This is a genomic window from Paenibacillus chitinolyticus NBRC 15660 (assembly GCF_000739915.1).
Taxonomy (GTDB): Bacteria; Bacillota; Bacilli; order Paenibacillales; family NBRC-103111; genus Paenibacillus_F; species Paenibacillus_F chitinolyticus.
Genome location: NZ_BBJT01000023.1, coordinates 26,882 through 42,904, shown reverse-complemented (window position 1 = coordinate 42,904; position 16,023 = coordinate 26,882). Strand labels below are relative to the sequence as shown.

Below are 16,023 nucleotides of genomic sequence, written 5' to 3'. Positions count from 1 at the left end.
TTTATGACCGATTTAATACAAGAGCAGTTTGTTAGTCATTTGCAGCCTCACCAGCTGTCTTTCTCCGATGAACAGCTCCAGCAGTTCGAGACGTATTACCGTTTGCTTGTGGAGTGGAATGAGAAAATCAATCTAACCGCAATCACAGAGCGCGACCAGGTTTATTTGAAGCATTTCTACGACTCACTTTCGCTTGCCTTTTATGTGGATATGGAAAAAGTAGAGACTATGGCGGATATCGGTTCTGGAGCCGGTTTTCCCAGTATCCCTCTGAAAATCGCTTTTCCGCATCTAAAAGTTACGATTGTGGATTCATTGAATAAACGGATCGTTTTTCTGAATGAGCTTGTAAAAGAGCTTGGTTTGAAAGATGTAACCTGTGTCCATGCCCGCGCGGAAGATGCAGCCCGGCTTCAGCAGCACCGTGACCAGTATGATCTGGTTACGGCGCGGGCAGTCGCTAGACTCAGCGTGCTAAACGAATTTTGTCTGCCTTTTGTGAAGGTAGGGGGATTGTTTGTTGCAATGAAGGCCGCGGATGCGGAAGAAGAGTTGAAAGAGGCTGCCTTTAGTATAGGTTTGCTCAAAGGCCAGCTTAAACAGGTAGATCGTTTAGAATTGCCAGTCGAGAAATCCGTACGACATTTTATTCAAATCAGCAAGATAGCACCTACACCCGGTAAATATCCTCGTAAAGCTGGATTGCCATTAAAACAGCCCTTAGTGAAATAGGATGTTTCACGTGGAACATCATTACCAGGAATTTCATGAATTCTTACCTTTATTGGCAGGAAAAAATGGGCAGTTGACGAATATCTTATATAGGGGATTTTTACGCGATTTAAAGATCTATGGATAGAATTGTCGTGACAGGGGAGTCTGCGACCCTTCTTTAATTCTTTGGTTTCAGATAAACGGGTTGGTAGAATGCCGAGGCTTTGCTTTCTCCTTCCTGTAAAATATCGGGGAAGAGTTGGGTGGTATTATATTCATGAAAGAGCAGCTATCAAAACTTTTTGGTTTTACGGAGCGAAGCAATATGGATGAAGTTAAAAACATTCCCGTACAAAACATCAATCCGAGTCCGTACCAGCCAAGAACGATTTTTGATGATGATCGCATTGATGAACTTTGCCAAACGATTCGTACACATGGCGTTATTCAGCCTATCGTTGTAAGGGTACGTAATAATACTTTTGAGTTAATAGCAGGGGAACGCAGATTAAGAGCGGTCAAAAAGCTCGGTCTGGAAACCATTCCTGCCATTGTGCGAGAATTCAACGATTCTCAAGCTGCGTCTATTGCTTTAATCGAAAATTTGCAGCGTGAAGGCTTGACGGCGATCGAAGAAGCAGCCGCTTATCAGCAGCTTATAGAGATGCATAATCTTACACAAGAAAGTCTGGCACAGCGTCTGGGAAAAAGTCAATCGACTATCGCCAACAAGATTCGTCTGCTGAATTTGAGCGAACCTGTTAAAATGGCGCTTATTGAACGGAAGATCACGGAGAGGCATGCGCGTGCGCTGCTTTCTTTGGATCAAGAAGAGCTCCAGGTTAAAATTCTTGATGAGGTTATCGCTAAAGAGCTTAACGTGAAGCAGACGGAAACACGCATTCAATTTTTGAAAGAAGCTACCCAGATTAAGAAAAGCAAACGTGTCTCTTTTTCGAAGGACGTACGCTTGGCGCTAAATACCATCAGACAGTCCGTTGAGATGGTGGCCAGTTCGGGACTCAATATTAATACGGCTGAGCAGGATCACGAAGATCACTACGAAATCATCATTAAAATTCCTAAGCAGCATTCGGCAAAATAATCAAAGGATTAAAGCATAATCCTCCTGTATGACAAAGGCAGTTTCCCGTAAAGGAAGCTGAATTTGTGGCAGGAGGTTTTTTTGTTTAGGAAGAACGGAATGTGGAGTTAATTGAGGGAGAGGAATGCCAGAAATTTATTTAAAATTTAAATGAAAAATTATCAGGAAGTTTGCAAACTTTTTAGGTGCGAGATACGTCATAGGTTTGTTCGTTATTTACGTATGCTTTCTGTGTGGGGAAGAGCCGCATGTAGCCGGTTTAATCGACACTTGGAAACCGATTTGAGACTATAGCCGAGCGATCCGCCAAATTTCTTCGTTTTGTTGTCGGAACCTGCATTTTTATTAGTTTCGCTCTCTTGATTATGGTAATATAGTAGTATTCTCTTTGTTAAGTTTTTAATGAGAGGTTTTAAGGTAGTGGGGTGAATGAATTGTCCAAGACAATCGCGATAACGAATCAAAAAGGCGGCGTAGGGAAGACAACGACATCTGTCAATCTGGGTGCTTGTTTGGCTTCGCTCGGCAAAAGGGTACTGCTGGTGGACATCGACCCTCAGGGTAATACGACGAGTGGAATTGGGGTCAATAAAGCAGATGTAGAATACTGTATTTATGACGTCCTAATTAATGATATTCACCCGAAAGACGCTACAGTTGCTACTAAAATTCCGAATTTGAACATTATTCCGGCTACGATCCAATTGGCTGGCGCCGAAATTGAATTGGTTCCAACGATATCGCGTGAAGTTCGGTTGAAGAAATCGCTTCAGCTTGTCGAGCATATGTACGATTATATCCTCATCGATTGTCCTCCGTCGTTAGGGATTTTGACCATTAACTCACTGACGGCTTCCGACTCCGTGATTATCCCGATTCAGTGCGAGTATTACGCGCTTGAAGGATTAAGCCAACTGTTGAATACAGTCAGACTTGTGCAGAAGCATTTAAACACATCACTGCAAATTGAAGGCGTTCTCTTAACGATGTTTGACGCCCGTACAAACCTAGGTATCCAGGTCATTGAAGAAGTGAAGAAATATTTTCAGCAAAAAGTGTATCAAACGATTATACCGCGTAATGTCCGACTCAGCGAAGCACCGAGCCATGGACAATCCATTATTACTTATGACCCGCGGTCTAAAGGTGCGGAAGTATACTTAGAGCTTGCAAAGGAAGTGATTAGTCTTGAGCAAACGACTAGGTAAAGGACTCGGAGCGCTTATTCCGGAGTTGGAGATCGGGGAAGAGGACAAGGTCATTGAAATTCCTTTGAATCAGCTGCGGGCGAATCCATACCAGCCTCGTAAACATTTTAACGAAGACGGTATTCAAGAGCTGGCTTCTTCCATCAAGGAACATGGCGTTATTCAGCCGATCATTGTGCGTACGGTTTTAAAAGGGTATGAGATTATTGCCGGGGAGAGAAGATTTCGCGCTTCTCAGGCAAGCGGTTTAGCGACCATTCCAGCGGTTGTGAAAAAACTTTCCGATCAGCAGGTTATGGAAATTGCATTGATCGAAAACGTTCAGCGTGAAGATTTGAATGCGATGGAGATTGCAATCGCTTATCAAGCCATCATAGACCAGTTTTCATTAACGCAGGAAGAGCTTTCCGTAAAAGTAGGGAAGAGCCGTTCTCATATCGCGAACTTCCTTCGTCTTCTTCACCTGCCTGAGTCCATTAAGCAATATGTTTCACGTGGAACACTGTCCATGGGACATGCCCGTGCGATTGTAGGGGTTAAGGATGACAAGGTGAAGAAAGAACTGACGGATGCTTGTATTGGAGGTCAATGGAGCGTTCGCCAGTTGGAGGAAGAGATTAAGCGGCGTGAAGAGCTTGGTTCGGAAGACAAGGAAAAACCGAAGGTGAAAGACAAGAAGAAAGATCCTTATCTTCATCAGGCGGAAGAGCAGCTTCAGGATCACTATCGTACGACGGTCCGGATCAAGCATCAAAATTATAAAGGACGGATCGAGCTGATGTATTACTCCAAAGATGATTTGGAAAGATTGCTGGAAATGCTTCAAGGGCAAATTTCCTGATTGTTTATCTAACTAAACCATACATAGCATACAAATCTTTGGCTTTCTGTCCGTAAAGAAAGTGAGAGAAGGTATGCTATCTTTGTGAGGAGGGACCGGCAGTGACGAAGCCACTTTTATATTTCGATAATGCCGCTTCCTCGTGGCCTAAACCGCCGCAGGTCGGAGAGGCTGTACTGCGATGTATCAATGAGTGTGCGGCTAATCCCGGCAGAGGCAGTCATGCCATGGCTGTACAGGCAAGCCGGGTTGTGTTCGAAGCACGCAAGCATGCTGCGAAGCTGTTTGGTTTTAAAAATCCCAATGATCTTGCGTTCGGTTCCAACACAACGGAGGCCCTCAATTTGGCTATCAAAGGCCATGTGAAAGAGGGAGAGCATGTTATCTGTACAGCAGTAGAGCATAACTCCGTCCGAAGACCCCTTGAATATTTGAGACGTACCAAAAATGTACAGGTCACCTATCTGGAAACCGATGAATTCGGGAGAATAAACATAGACGCCTTAAAGGAAAATATTCAAAGCAACACTTCGCTTGTCGTTATCAATCATAGCTCCAATTTGCTCGGAAGCATCCTGCCTGTCGCTGACATTGGGCAGCTCTGCAGAGATAAGGGGATATGCTTGCTCGTAGATGCCGCTCAGACGGCCGGAATCCTTCCTGTTCACGTGGAGCAGATGGGGATCGACATGTTGGCGTTTCCGGGCCATAAAGGCCTTCTGGGGCCTCAAGGGACGGGAGGACTGTATATCCATCCCCGGCTCGATCTGGAGCCTCTTATGCACGGCGGAACAGGCAGCCAGTCGGAAGCAATCGACCAGCCTTCCGTAAGGCCGGACAGGTACGAAGCGGGCACGCCGAATACCCCGGGATTAGCCGGGTTAAGCGAAGGCTTGAAGTTTGTCCTCCGAACGGGTGCGGAAAACATCCACGCGAAGGAGTGGGGGCAGACTCAGCGGATCATGGAAGCACTTCGGGATGTGCCGCATCTCCGGCTTCTCGGTCCCGCAATCGGCGAAGAACGGACGGGCATCGTGTCCTTCGTCCTGGAGCATATGGATGCGTCCGAGGTGGCGTTCATCCTGGACCAGCATTACGGCATCGCGGTCAGAGCCGGCTATCACTGCACGCCGCTTGCGCATGAAACCGCAGGCACAGGTAAAACCGGTGCCGTCCGGGCAAGCGTCAGCTATTTTACGACAGATGAAGAAGTGGATACTTTAATTGAAGCGGTCAAAGAAATAGCGGACTCCGTTATTTTATAAGCATGAATGCAGCCGACTGGAATGAACAAGAAACAGCGAGACAAGATAGCAGAGGGGAAGAAGGACATGGGTGAAAACAACATCGGGCTGCCGGTTGAACCGATTTTATCGGTTCTTTGTTTGCTTGTCTTGTTGCTGTTAATTGGAATGCTTGCGTTGTGGATTAAACTTAGCAAGCTTCGCAAACAATATAAGAAAGTCATGAATGGTGCCGGAGAGGTTAATATCGAACAGCTGCTTGTTCACATGCAGCAGCAGATTGAGGACCAGATCATCCTGCAGGGAGATACGACGGACCGGCTGAACCGGATCAGCCAATCCATGAAGCGGATGAAATCCAAGGTCGGCATTCACCGCTATAACGCCTTCTCGGACACGGGGAGTCTTATGAGCTTCACGGTGGCTATTCTGGACGAGTATGAAGACGGGATTCTCATCACCGGCATTCACAGCAGAGAAGATACATACATCTATGCCAAACCGGTCGAGAAGGGCGGTTCCCCATACTCGCTTTCTCCCGAGGAGAAAGAAGCGATCAGTCTGACGTTAGCGCAGAAGTAGGGGAAGACCGCCGGACGGAGTAAAGCGCGTGATGGAGGGAGCCGGCGATAACGTCGGCCATATTCATCACCAGATTGAGGCGGGTATTTTGAAGCACGAAATACTCCATAAAACCACCGACGTTTACAATACCGGTAACATGGATATCGCCAACCGACGGAAGTTCCTTATTTACGCCTGCTCCCGGCTTAAGCGGGCCATGCCCGACTTGAATAGAGCCGACACTGGATACCTGACCGAGACAAGCGTCGATCGCCACGATAAAGGGATAGCGGTGGGCTGTCTCGATGGACGCAATCGTATCCGACAAATTCATGGCGTGTACCGGCTCATCCAAGGTTCCGTACAGGGAGTAGGAAGCGCCGCTTCGTCTCTTTAAATTGCTGCCAACCAGGGGGCCTAGTGAATCGCCTGTGGAACGGTCCGTACCGACACAAACGATTACAATAGGTTGATAGGAGGGCAGCTTTTTTAGAATCTCGGAAAAGTATGCGGATAGAGCTGCAGGCGTGCCGCTTTCCGAATGGGAAAGTTTAATAGAAGCGGGCTGCTCGGCAGCCGGTTTCGCGGAAAAGCCGAATGGTTTCATTGAGGATCCCTCCGGGTTTGTCTTCTTAATCGTGGCAAAGTGCTTTCGGCAGGCAGTAGCTGGGCGCTTAGAAGTTTTTACTAGTATACGGAGAAAGCCGGGGAAATATACGTAGCCGATAGAGAAGAAACTAGAGTGAAAAGAGGGATGAAGAATGGGGGAATGGCTGCTCATTGCATTCGACTCTACCCAGCAGGCGCTGCGGGCTGAAATGCTGCTCGAATACGCGGACATCGAAATCGACCTGTGCCCGACTCCCAAAGGCGTAACGGCGGGCTGCGCGCTTTCCATTCAATTTCCGGCAGAGGACTATGCGGAAGTTCAGCGGATCATCGAGACGGAGCAGGTTGAAATCAGAGGCATTTATTTCAAAAAAGAATCCGAATATGTTAGGATGGAACAGTAAGGGCGGTGGAAAAATGACTAACATGGGGAACAGACTGGCTGCCATTACGGGACTGCAAAATCCTGAAGAAACGGTGACCCATTTCGTGGATGATATCAAAAAATATTTGCTGGATTCCCAACAGCTGATCAAGTACGGGGCGACGATCGTTGAAATTGTCGTCATATACGTACTCTCGCGTCTAATCATTAAAGTAGCCGACAAGCTTGTAACCCGGATGATGGAAACGAGGGAGAAGAGCCCTCTCAAATTCGATCCGAGGCGTACGGCTACAATCGGCAAGCTAATTCACAATATCATTTCTTATGTAGTCAACTTCATAACGATTCTTCTTATTCTGGCCCAAGTAGGCATTAATCTGGGACCTATTCTCGCCGGAGCGGGGGTTCTCGGACTTGCGATCGGTTTCGGAGCCCAAAGCTTGGTGAAGGATGTCATAACGGGATTCTTCATCATTTTCGAGGATCAGTTTGCCGTAGGGGACGTTATACAAATCGATGCGTTCCGGGGAACCGTAGAGCAAATCGGTATCCGGGTGACCCGGCTCCGCAGCTGGACGGGGGAAGTTCACTTTATCCCCAACGGGAACATCAAGCAGGTTACGAACTATTCCATCAACAATTCGCTGGCGATCGTCGATATTTCGATTGCTTATGAATCCGATATCGATAAGACGATTGGGGTTCTGCAGAACACGGTAGACCGCATGGCGGAAGGCAACGAGAACATCGTAAGCGAGCCGAAGGTGCTCGGTGTCCAGTCTATGGGACAGTCGGAGATTGTCCTGCGGATTACAGCGGAGTGCAAACCGAATATGCAAGTGGATGTGCAGCGTAAAATGTTCGCGGAAGTGAAAAAGCAGCTGGATGCGCACGGAATCGAGATTCCGTGTCCGAAAACCGTGACCTATTTCAAAGGGGAAAGGGGAGCCATGTAGCCCTATGGAGAAGAAACAGTACGAACTCGGGGATATCGTGCAGATGAAAAAACAGCATCCCTGCGGAACGAATGAGATGGAGATTATTCGTATGGGCATGGACATCCGGATCAAATGCGTAGGCTGTAAACACAGCGTGCTGGTGCCGCGCGCCAAGTTCGAAAGCAAACTGAAGAAGGTGCTCCGGTCCTCGGCAGATAAGGGAGCGGAAGTTTCGGAAAACGGAGTGTCAGGTTCTTGACGCTCCTTTTTTTCTTGCCGAATTTGCCTCTTGCAGACTAACCATAGCTTGTGCTACAATAAAAAATGTTCTCGATACGGAAAGGTACCCAAGAGGCCCAAGGGGGCTGACTCGAAATCAGCTAGGCGGCGCAAGCCGTGCGTGGGTTCGAATCCCACTCTTTCCGCCATAACTTTACCAATGATAACCTCCTGCTTCGTTATGAAGCAGGAGGTTTTTGCATACCATTGCGGTTCAAGCTTACATCGGCTCGCCGAAGCGGGCCAAAAGTTCGTTTTGCGAAGCGACGGACTTCGTCCGCTCTCAGGCTGCCCCGCCGGTACGTCCCTGCCGTTCTTTCCGCACAACGGAGAAACGGTCGATGACGTAACCGATAAGCGCCCAGGAAGCTACGGTAAGCACGTAGATCACGAACATTTTACCCATGGAGATCTCGTAGACATTCGTGAACATGGGAGCAAACCAGGCAGGAACGCTGAGGGAGTAGAAGAGCAGATACAGCGAGTCCTGGTTATGGCCGAAATAATGAATCAGACAGAGTAAAAGACCGAGCATCGTTCCGTACAGCGTGAAGGATTTCTTCATAAAGGCAGAGCTCCTTTTCAGTGGTACAGCCGTTTCCATTTGCGGTTGTGATTTTTGGTGTCGGGAAACGAGTCACCTTTCTTCAAGTGAACGATTTCCGGGTTGTTGATCCCCATATGAAAAGCATTCTCGCCGATTTCGATGTAGCGGCCTTCGTTGGGCGCCTTGTCGCCAGGCACGAACTGCGTTTTCTCACCCATTCTTTTCACCCCCAAGTTTTAATTACGGCGTTAGTATGTCCCTTGCTTAAGAAAGCATGTGCCGCGCAGGGAGCCCGCCGGTAAGCATACATTGGCAGTTCTGGCGGCTGGACAGGATATGACTTGTAAAGGGGAAAGCAATCTGCTATAGTATTTAGGTGCGAGTTTTGTAATACAACTAATTCTCGCTCCTTGCTCCCGATCAGAATTGGGAGCCGCTTAGTCCAAAAGGAGGTGACAAGCATGCGTAAATACGAAGTGATGTATATCATTCGTACAGACATTGAACAAGAACAAGTTCAATCTACTGTAGAAAAGTTCCAAGGCATTATCACCAACGGTGGTGGCGAAATTACGAAGCACGACCTGATGGGTAAACGTCGCCTTGCGTACGAGATCGAAAAGTTCCGTGACGGACACTATGTACTCGTACATTTCAACGCAGAACCTGCAGTTGTAGCAGAGCTTGATCGCGTAATGAAGATTTCCGACGAAATCATTCGCTACCTGATCGTTAAAGACGTAGCTTAATCAGCGTGTTAAGTAAGGAAGCATCGGAGGGATGAACGTTGTTAAACCGTGTAATTCTTATCGGCAGACTGACAAGAGATCCTGAGCTGCGTTACACACCTGCGGGTGTGGCCGTAACCCAATTTACACTGGCGGTGGATCGGCCGTTCGTAAGTTCGCAATCGAAGGAACGGGAAGCCGATTTCATACCTGTCGTAACTTGGAGACAGCTTGCGGAAACTTGCGCCAACTATCTTCGCAAAGGCCGTTTGGCGGCTGTGGAAGGACGCATGCAGGTACGCTCTTACGACAATAACGAGGGACGTAAAGTTTACGTAACCGAAGTCATTGCCGACAATGTGCGTTTCCTGGAATCTGCTAATTCCGCTAACCGTGAAGAGGGTTCTTACTCCGGCGGTTCAGGCGGTGGATATGGCGGCGGCGGAAGCGGCAGCGGCCGGAATACGCGGGATCAACAGCAGGATCCTTTCCTCGACGACGGGAAACCGATCGACATATCCGATGATGATTTGCCATTCTAAGTAGAAAGGACTGACTCAAATGAGCGAACAACAAACAAGCAGCCGTCCGCAACGTTCGGAAGGCGGTGATCGTCCGGAGCGTTCGGAGCGTAAATTCACTCCACGCCGCGGTAAAGGCGGTAAGCGCCGTAAAGTTTGCTACTTCACAGCAAACAAGATCACTCATATCGATTACAAAGATATCGAGACCCTTAAGAAATTTATCTCCGAAAGAGGTAAAATCTTGCCTCGTCGTGTAACAGGTACTTCCGCGAAGTATCAGCGTATGCTGACAACAGCAATCAAGCGCTCGCGCACAATTGCTTTGCTTCCATACACTACGGAGTAGTTTGTATAGAGAAGAAGACAGCCGGTTCTGCCGGCTGTCTTTTTTTTATCGCTAAAAAAGAAAGCTGAGCTGGAAGGCAGCGGCATAAACAAGAATTATTTAAGAAAAAAAGGATAAAACGAAGGAAACCGGAGAGAAATTTCCGGTTTTTTTTGCGTTCCCGAGGGGAGCAGAACTGTGGATAACCGCTGAAGTTAGACAGTCCACAGGAACTTTTATAGAATGGAGATAGGACTTGGGGACATGTGGAAAACACGGCGACTAAATCCGGACGAAAGGTTATGCACATGTGGATAAAATACGGACGCAAGTTATCTACAAAACGAGGAGTGGCGGATGATTTGAAAATCAGCAAACAAAACGCCGAGCATTACGTATGGGGAGACGGATGCGACGGCTGGTATCTCCACAAAGGAGACGAAACGATTATTCACGAACGAATGCCTCCGGGAACGAGCGAGGAGAGACATCTGCATGAGCGCGCGGCTCAATTCTTTTTCATTTTAACGGGACAGGTTGTGATGGAAACGGATGGCGAGTGGCTTGAGCTGGGGCCTCAAGAAGGGCTTCGGATCGCACCGGGAACTCCGCACTGTATTCATAACCGTTCGCATGATGCTGCGGAGTTTCTAGTTATCTCCAAACCGGGTACTAAAGGAGACCGAATCCCCCGGGAAGAACTCAAACCTGACTGAAATTTAACGTGCCCGAAGCCCGCTAAGCGCCAAGTTCAGGAAACACAGCTCAAGCTGTTTTGTGGTATAATCGTGTATAAAGCTTTGTAAGGGATAAGGGGAGGAGCGGGCATTGTCCAATCGGGAAGGAGAGGTTGATCTCGCGAAGCGGGTCAAGGTCATTGAATGGCTCAAAACCGAAGTTGTTGATCAGGTAGCGCATCTGTTGAAAGGGATATGGGAAGGCAATCAAGCTAAAATTATAGATGGCCTTGCCAGTCTGATTTCCAGCGTATATATACTTGGCCGCCGGCTTGGGGTCTCTTTTCGAAGTTTAGATGAAGCAATCATGGATAAAATGAAAAAGCATAGAGAAGAAGGTCACCAGCTCGAGGATTGGTATGGAGATATCTCGGCGCTGGAAGATCATCTTCGTAAGAGGTGAACGCGTTGACAAAGAAAAACTTGCAGTTCATCGGATGGGGTCTGCTGTATATACTCTTTCTGTTATCTTTTATGACGTCCTACTTGGTGATTACGGCCAGTTTTCTGATGATTCCGGTCTTGATTCTGTTCGTGAAGCTGGACGCCAAACGATTTACGGCTTTCTATCTGGGAATTCTCCTCATTGTGAATTTATTGCTGGGGTGGACGGGATTCGTCGTCTTGGCCATTTCACTATTCCTGCTGCCGCCGGTCATCGTAATCGGCACGCTTTATAAGAAGAAGGCCCCCGCACATCTGGTCATCACATACGGGACGCTTACTTTTCTGGCCGAAATGCTGCTTACGCTCGTGATCGGGTTCTTGTTCAAATTGAATTTCATTAAGAAATTCAAGACGATCATGCTGGATTACTTAAACAACATGCAGCCTGCTGTAAAGGGAATGCTGCCGACCCAGGGCGACATGCAGTGGTATGTGGATGTGCTCGTACAAATCATTCCGCTGGATATGATTCTGTTCTCGCTCTATTTTATCGGAGTTACTCATCTAATCGGACGCCGGCTGCTTAATCGCATGGGAGAGGATATCCCGGGCATGCCGCCTGTGAGAGAGTGGAAACTTCCGAGAGCTTTCGTCTGGATTTACCTCATCGCGTTCGCGGCGGATATGCTGTTCGTATCGGCAACCAATTCGCTGATGTCGGCGCTGCTTATCAATCTGCTGCCGCTGCTTATGTTCGCGTTCGCCATCCAAGCAATTTCGTTTCTTGCGTTCGTGGCCCATTATAAAGGTTGGGGTAAACTGCTGCCGGTGGCCGGCACGATTCTTCTGATCGTGTTTATGCCGTTTTTGCTTGTGCTCTACAGTTTACTCGGCGTGTTCGATGTGGCTTTTCCTTTGCGGGAAAGGCTCTTCAAATCTAGATAAGGGTCAGGGGAGAATAAATGCCGAAATTCTTGTCGAAACGATGGCATGGACAACATATGGTATGGACGTTTGCGCTGCTCGGCGCTTTAACGATTGTACTGTTTCTGTATGAATGGGTACTGGGTGTCGCTGCTCTGCTCGCCTCGGGACTTGTGCTGTATTTCTCGTGGAAAGCGGAGAGTGCTTTTCGTCACGATTTGAATGCTTATCTGGGCACCATCACACACCGGGTTAAAAAATCCGCCGGCGACGTGATATCGGAGCTGCCGATCGGCATGATTCTATATAATGAAGAAAAAGAAATCGAATGGCACAATCCGTTCGTCGCCAAGCTCGCCAAAAAGGACTCCGTGATCGGGGATTCCCTGGAGGACGTACTTCCAAGCTGGAAGCCGGGCAAGGAGAAGGAAAAAGAAGAGACGTATGAAGTCGAGCAGGACGGCCAGGTGTATAAAATATGGCATCGTGCCGAAGAACGTCTTCTGTATATCCGCGATGTGACGGATTACGTCCGGCTCGTTCAGAAGCATGACGAGGAAAAAATCGCGATCGGCATCGTTCTGATGGATAACCTGGACGAAGTCACCCAGGGAATGGACGATCAGACGCGGAGCATCATGCTCGCCCGGGTAACCGGTGAAATCACGGAGTGGGCTCACCGGTACGGAGTGTATCTGCGCAGGACCGCGTCCGACCGTTTTCTGATTCTGATGAATCAGAAGGCGCTGCGCGAGCTGGAGCAGAACCGCTTCGATATCCTCGATGAAGTGCGCGATCTCACGATGGAATACAAGCTGCCGCTTACGGTCAGCGTGGGGATCGCCTCCGGCATCGAGGAGCTCGAGGAGCTCGGCCGGGTCGCTCAGACGAGCCTGGACATGTCTCTGGGCCGCGGAGGCGACCAGGTGACCGTCAAGGCGGGTCAGCGCATCTCGTTCTACGGCGGGCGCACCAACGCCGTAGAGAAGCGCACACGGGTGCGTGCCCGCGTGATCTCGCACGCACTGAGAGATCTGATCAAGGAAAGCGATAAGATCATCATCATGGGACACCGCTTTCCGGATATGGACTCTATCGGCGCGGCGATCGGCCTGTTGAAGGCCGTGCAGATCAGCAACAAGGAAGGCTACATTGTGCTGGAAGGCATCAATCCTTCGATCGAGAAGCTGATGGCGATGATCGAAGAGGACGAGAAGCTGAACCGGTGGTTTATCACACCGGCGCAGGCGATGCAGATCACGACGCAGCGCACGCTGGCCGTCGTGCTGGATACTCACCGGGCTTCGATGGTCGCCGAGCCGAAGCTGTTCAACCTGACACACCGTGTCATGGTCGTGGATCATCACCGCCGCAGCGAAGAGTTTTTCCACGACGCCGTGCTCGTGTACATGGAGCCGTACGCATCTTCGACCTGCGAGCTGGTAACGGAGCTGCTCCAGTACTTCAACGAGAAGATGTCGCTGGATGCGCTGGAGGCCACCGTACTGCTTGCCGGGATCGTGGTCGACACGAAGCAGTTCAGTCTCCGTACGGGCTCCCGTACGTTCGAAGCGGCTTCTTTCCTGAGACGGAACGGAGCGGACCCGACTCTCATTCAGAAGATGCTGAAGGAAGATCTTCAAGCCTATATCGAGAAAGCCGAGATTATGAGGCATACGGAAATGATGTATGATCATATCGCTCTGGCGGTCGGCGAACAGAATCACAAATATTCTCAGTTGATGATTGCCCAGGTGGCTGATACCTTATTAAATATGACCGGCGTTTTCGCCTCCTTCGTCATCTGTGAACGGCCGGACGGTTTAACCGGCATCAGCGCACGCTCGCTCGGCGCGATGAACGTTCAAATCGTGATGGAACGGATGGGCGGCGGCGGCCACCTGACGAACGCAGCGACCCAGCTTGAGCTGACTCCGCGGGAAGCGGCGGCGAAGCTGAAACAAATATTGCAAGAGATAGAGGAAGAGGAGGGGCTTTTCGAATGAAAGTCGTATTTCTGAAGGACGTTAAGGGGCAAGGCAAAAAAGGGGAAATTAAAGAGGTATCCGAGGGCTACGCAACGAATTTCCTGATCCCCCGCGGACTGGCCGCGGCAGGAACGGATGGGGCGGTTAAGCAGGTTGACCAGCAGAAGAAAGCCGAACAGAAGCGTAAGGATCAGGAGAAAGAAGACGCGGAAGTTCTGGCGGGCAAGATGAACGAAACAACGGTGACCATCAAAACGAAAGCCGGCGAAGGCGGCCGTTTGTTCGGGGCGATCACAAGCAAGCAGATCGCGGAACAGCTGGAGAAAGCCGGCTATAAAATCGACAAGCGTAAAATTTTGCTGAACGATCCTATCCGCTCCCTGGGCGTAACGAAGGTGCCCGTCAAGCTGCATACGGAAGTAACGGCAACGATCAGCGTGCAAGTATCGGAAGAATAGACGGTGTTATTATTCCTTCTAAGTTTGGACAGGATAGAAACTAACAATAGAACAGGTGAAGCTTCATGAACGAAGAAATGTTCATGGGACGTGTTCTGCCGCAAAATATAGAAGCCGAACAGGCCGTTCTTGGCGCGATCCTGCTGGACAGCGACTCGCTGATCACGGCGATGGAGCGGATGAGTCCGGACGATTTCTACCGTCCGGCCCACCAGCACATCTTCGAAGCGATGATCGAGCTGGCGGAGGAAGACGAGCCGGTCGATCTCGTGACGCTGACCGCCCGGCTGCAGAACAAGCAGCAACTGGAGGAAATCGGCGGCGTCGCCTATTTGTCGGAGCTGGCCAATGCCGTACCGACGGCAGCGAATATCGACTACTACGGGCAAATCGTAGAAGAGAAATCGCTGCTCCGGAGGCTCATCCGGACCGCCTCGCAGATCGTATCGGACGGCTACGCGAGCGCCGACGATGTGGGCATGATGCTCAACGACGCGGAAGCCCGCATTCTCGAAATTTCGCAGCGCCGGGCTTCCAACGGCTTCATCTCCATCCGGGACGTTCTGATGGAAGTCTTCGAGCGGGTGGAGTTTCTTTATTCCCATAAAGGCGGCTCCACCGGGATTCCGTCGGGCTTCAACGATCTCGACAAAATGACGTCGGGCTTCCAGCGCTCCGATCTGATCATCGTGGCGGCCCGTCCTTCCGTAGGTAAGACGGCTTTCGCCCTTAACATCGCACAGAACGTCGGTGTCAGGGCGAAGGAAACCGTCGCGATCTTCTCGCTCGAGATGGGCGCCGCTCAGCTTGTGCAGCGTATGATCTGCGCGGAAGCCAACGTCGACGCCACCCGGCTCAGATCCGGCTTCCTCGAAGGCGACGACTGGGAGAAGCTGACGATGGCGATCGGTTCGCTTTCCGAAGCGGACATCTATATCGACGATTCGCCTTCCGTCACGGTAGCGGACATCCGGGCGAAGTGCCGCCGCCTCAAGCAGGAGAAGGGGCTCGGCATGATCCTGATCGACTACCTGCAGCTTATCCAGGGCAGGGGCAAGGGAGACAACCGTCAGCAGGAAGTCTCGGAGATCTCCCGTACGCTTAAACAGATTGCGCGTGAGCTGAACGTGCCGGTCATCGCGCTCTCCCAGCTCAGCCGGGGTGTGGAGCAGCGTCAGGACAAGCGTCCGATGATGTCCGACCTTCGGGAATCCGGTTCGATCGAGCAGGATGCCGACATCGTGGCGTTCCTATACCGGGACGATTACTACGACAAGGAATCCGAGAAAAAGAACATCATCGAGATCATTATCGCCAAGCAGCGTAACGGCCCGGTCGGCACGGTAGAACTGGCGTTTCTCAAAAACTTTAATAAATTCGTCAACATGGATCGCGCTCATCAGGAGATGCAGACAGGTTGACTGAAATATCCGAACAATCATACTAGAGATAGTATGATTGTTCGCGTTTTATTGACTTTGCTTCATGCAGTCTGCTACACTAAAGTGGTGTCTAAAA

21 protein-coding genes and 1 tRNA gene are annotated in these 16,023 nt (G+C 49.8%); 19 read left to right on the top strand and 3 right to left on the bottom strand.

The genetic code is table 11. The annotated features are described in order from the left end of the window. Nucleotides 1-3: 3 nt before the first annotated feature. From rsmG to PCH01S_RS28440, 6 genes are all read left to right on the top strand, one after another. The gene (gene rsmG, locus PCH01S_RS28465; RefSeq protein WP_042235680.1) at nucleotides 4-732 is read left to right on the top strand and encodes a 16S rRNA (guanine(527)-N(7))-methyltransferase RsmG; all 729 of its coding nucleotides are present in this window, start codon (nucleotides 4-6) and stop codon (nucleotides 730-732) included. A gap of 259 nt (nucleotides 733-991) precedes the next feature. Beyond that, nucleotides 992-1,819, top strand: coding sequence for a nucleoid occlusion protein (gene noc / locus PCH01S_RS28460; RefSeq protein ID WP_042235677.1), 828 nt, complete (start codon nucleotides 992-994; stop codon nucleotides 1,817-1,819). A gap of 434 nt (nucleotides 1,820-2,253) precedes the next feature. Continuing rightward, the gene (locus tag PCH01S_RS28455; protein WP_042235674.1) at nucleotides 2,254-3,027 is read left to right on the top strand and encodes a ParA family protein; all 774 of its coding nucleotides are present in this window, start codon (nucleotides 2,254-2,256) and stop codon (nucleotides 3,025-3,027) included. Beyond that, nucleotides 3,008-3,868 carry a ParB/RepB/Spo0J family partition protein gene (locus PCH01S_RS28450; RefSeq protein ID WP_042235671.1) on the top strand — a complete coding sequence of 287 codons (861 nt, stop codon included), beginning with the start codon at nucleotides 3,008-3,010 and terminating at the stop codon, nucleotides 3,866-3,868. The genes PCH01S_RS28455 and PCH01S_RS28450 overlap by 20 nt, the downstream gene beginning before the upstream one ends. Before the next feature lie 101 nt (nucleotides 3,869-3,969). Next, complete coding sequence (locus PCH01S_RS28445) at nucleotides 3,970-5,133, top strand: aminotransferase class V-fold PLP-dependent enzyme (protein WP_042235668.1); 1,164 nt, start codon at nucleotides 3,970-3,972, stop codon at nucleotides 5,131-5,133. A 66-nt stretch (nucleotides 5,134-5,199) separates the two neighbouring features. Next, complete coding sequence (locus PCH01S_RS28440) at nucleotides 5,200-5,694, top strand: DUF4446 family protein (RefSeq protein ID WP_042235666.1); 495 nt, start codon at nucleotides 5,200-5,202, stop codon at nucleotides 5,692-5,694. Here the strand turns inward: PCH01S_RS28440 and yyaC are convergent. Next, complete coding sequence (gene yyaC / locus PCH01S_RS28435; protein ID WP_042235663.1) at nucleotides 5,669-6,283, bottom strand: spore protease YyaC; 615 nt, start codon at nucleotides 6,281-6,283, stop codon at nucleotides 5,669-5,671. The two genes, PCH01S_RS28440 and yyaC, sit on opposite strands and share 26 nt — an antisense overlap. A gap of 154 nt (nucleotides 6,284-6,437) precedes the next feature. On the opposite strand from yyaC, the gene PCH01S_RS28430 reads away from it, so the two are divergent. The 4 genes from PCH01S_RS28430 (at nucleotide 6,438) to PCH01S_RS28415 (ending at nucleotide 8,036) form a co-directional block, all read left to right on the top strand. Next, nucleotides 6,438-6,689 (top strand): DUF3343 domain-containing protein, encoded by a 252-nt coding sequence (locus PCH01S_RS28430; RefSeq protein WP_042235660.1) that lies wholly within the window; start codon nucleotides 6,438-6,440, stop codon nucleotides 6,687-6,689. A gap of 13 nt (nucleotides 6,690-6,702) precedes the next feature. Next, nucleotides 6,703-7,626, top strand: a complete 924-nt coding sequence (locus tag PCH01S_RS28425) for a mechanosensitive ion channel family protein (protein ID WP_042235657.1) — start codon at nucleotides 6,703-6,705, stop codon at nucleotides 7,624-7,626. A gap of 4 nt (nucleotides 7,627-7,630) precedes the next feature. Beyond that, the gene (locus tag PCH01S_RS28420; RefSeq protein WP_042235654.1) at nucleotides 7,631-7,867 is read left to right on the top strand and encodes a DUF951 domain-containing protein; all 237 of its coding nucleotides are present in this window, start codon (nucleotides 7,631-7,633) and stop codon (nucleotides 7,865-7,867) included. Nucleotides 7,868-7,945: 78 nt separating this feature from the next. Further along, a tRNA-Ser gene (locus PCH01S_RS28415) sits at nucleotides 7,946-8,036 on the top strand. A gap of 134 nt (nucleotides 8,037-8,170) precedes the next feature. On the opposite strand, the gene PCH01S_RS28410 is transcribed toward PCH01S_RS28415, so the two are convergent. Both PCH01S_RS28410 and PCH01S_RS28405 read right to left on the bottom strand, forming a co-directional pair. Continuing rightward, nucleotides 8,171-8,452 (bottom strand): hypothetical protein, encoded by a 282-nt coding sequence (locus PCH01S_RS28410; RefSeq protein WP_042235651.1) that lies wholly within the window; start codon nucleotides 8,450-8,452, stop codon nucleotides 8,171-8,173. Between the two features lie 17 nt (nucleotides 8,453-8,469). Continuing rightward, the gene (locus PCH01S_RS28405; protein ID WP_009673434.1) at nucleotides 8,470-8,652 is read right to left on the bottom strand and encodes a YjzC family protein; all 183 of its coding nucleotides are present in this window, start codon (nucleotides 8,650-8,652) and stop codon (nucleotides 8,470-8,472) included. Nucleotides 8,653-8,895: 243 nt separating this feature from the next. On the opposite strand from PCH01S_RS28405, the gene rpsF reads away from it, so the two are divergent. From rpsF to dnaB, 9 genes are all read left to right on the top strand, one after another. Further along, complete coding sequence (rpsF, locus tag PCH01S_RS28400; protein ID WP_042235648.1) at nucleotides 8,896-9,183, top strand: 30S ribosomal protein S6; 288 nt, start codon at nucleotides 8,896-8,898, stop codon at nucleotides 9,181-9,183. 38 nt (nucleotides 9,184-9,221) lie between these two features. Beyond that, the gene (gene ssb / locus PCH01S_RS28395) at nucleotides 9,222-9,704 is read left to right on the top strand and encodes a single-stranded DNA-binding protein (RefSeq protein ID WP_009673468.1); all 483 of its coding nucleotides are present in this window, start codon (nucleotides 9,222-9,224) and stop codon (nucleotides 9,702-9,704) included. Between the two features lie 19 nt (nucleotides 9,705-9,723). Then, nucleotides 9,724-10,032, top strand: a complete 309-nt coding sequence (rpsR, locus tag PCH01S_RS30060; RefSeq protein WP_082211313.1) for a 30S ribosomal protein S18 — start codon at nucleotides 9,724-9,726, stop codon at nucleotides 10,030-10,032. Nucleotides 10,033-10,373: 341 nt separating this feature from the next. After that, nucleotides 10,374-10,727, top strand: coding sequence for a cupin domain-containing protein (locus tag PCH01S_RS28390; RefSeq protein WP_042235643.1), 354 nt, complete (start codon nucleotides 10,374-10,376; stop codon nucleotides 10,725-10,727). A gap of 112 nt (nucleotides 10,728-10,839) precedes the next feature. Beyond that, nucleotides 10,840-11,151: a MazG-like family protein gene (locus PCH01S_RS28385; RefSeq protein WP_042235640.1), complete on the top strand. Its 312-nt coding sequence runs from the start codon at nucleotides 10,840-10,842 to the stop codon at nucleotides 11,149-11,151. Nucleotides 11,152-11,156: 5 nt separating this feature from the next. After that, the gene (locus tag PCH01S_RS28380; protein ID WP_042235637.1) at nucleotides 11,157-12,080 is read left to right on the top strand and encodes a DUF2232 domain-containing protein; all 924 of its coding nucleotides are present in this window, start codon (nucleotides 11,157-11,159) and stop codon (nucleotides 12,078-12,080) included. Between the two features lie 17 nt (nucleotides 12,081-12,097). After that, nucleotides 12,098-14,065, top strand: a complete 1,968-nt coding sequence (locus tag PCH01S_RS28375; RefSeq protein WP_042235632.1) for a DHH family phosphoesterase — start codon at nucleotides 12,098-12,100, stop codon at nucleotides 14,063-14,065. Next, nucleotides 14,062-14,505 carry a 50S ribosomal protein L9 gene (gene rplI / locus PCH01S_RS28370; protein WP_042235630.1) on the top strand — a complete coding sequence of 148 codons (444 nt, stop codon included), beginning with the start codon at nucleotides 14,062-14,064 and terminating at the stop codon, nucleotides 14,503-14,505. Before PCH01S_RS28375 ends, rplI begins: the two co-directional genes overlap by 4 nt. 65 nt (nucleotides 14,506-14,570) lie before the next feature. Further along, the gene (gene dnaB, locus PCH01S_RS28365) at nucleotides 14,571-15,926 is read left to right on the top strand and encodes a replicative DNA helicase (protein WP_009673460.1); all 1,356 of its coding nucleotides are present in this window, start codon (nucleotides 14,571-14,573) and stop codon (nucleotides 15,924-15,926) included. The last annotated feature ends 97 nt before the right edge of the window (nucleotides 15,927-16,023 follow it).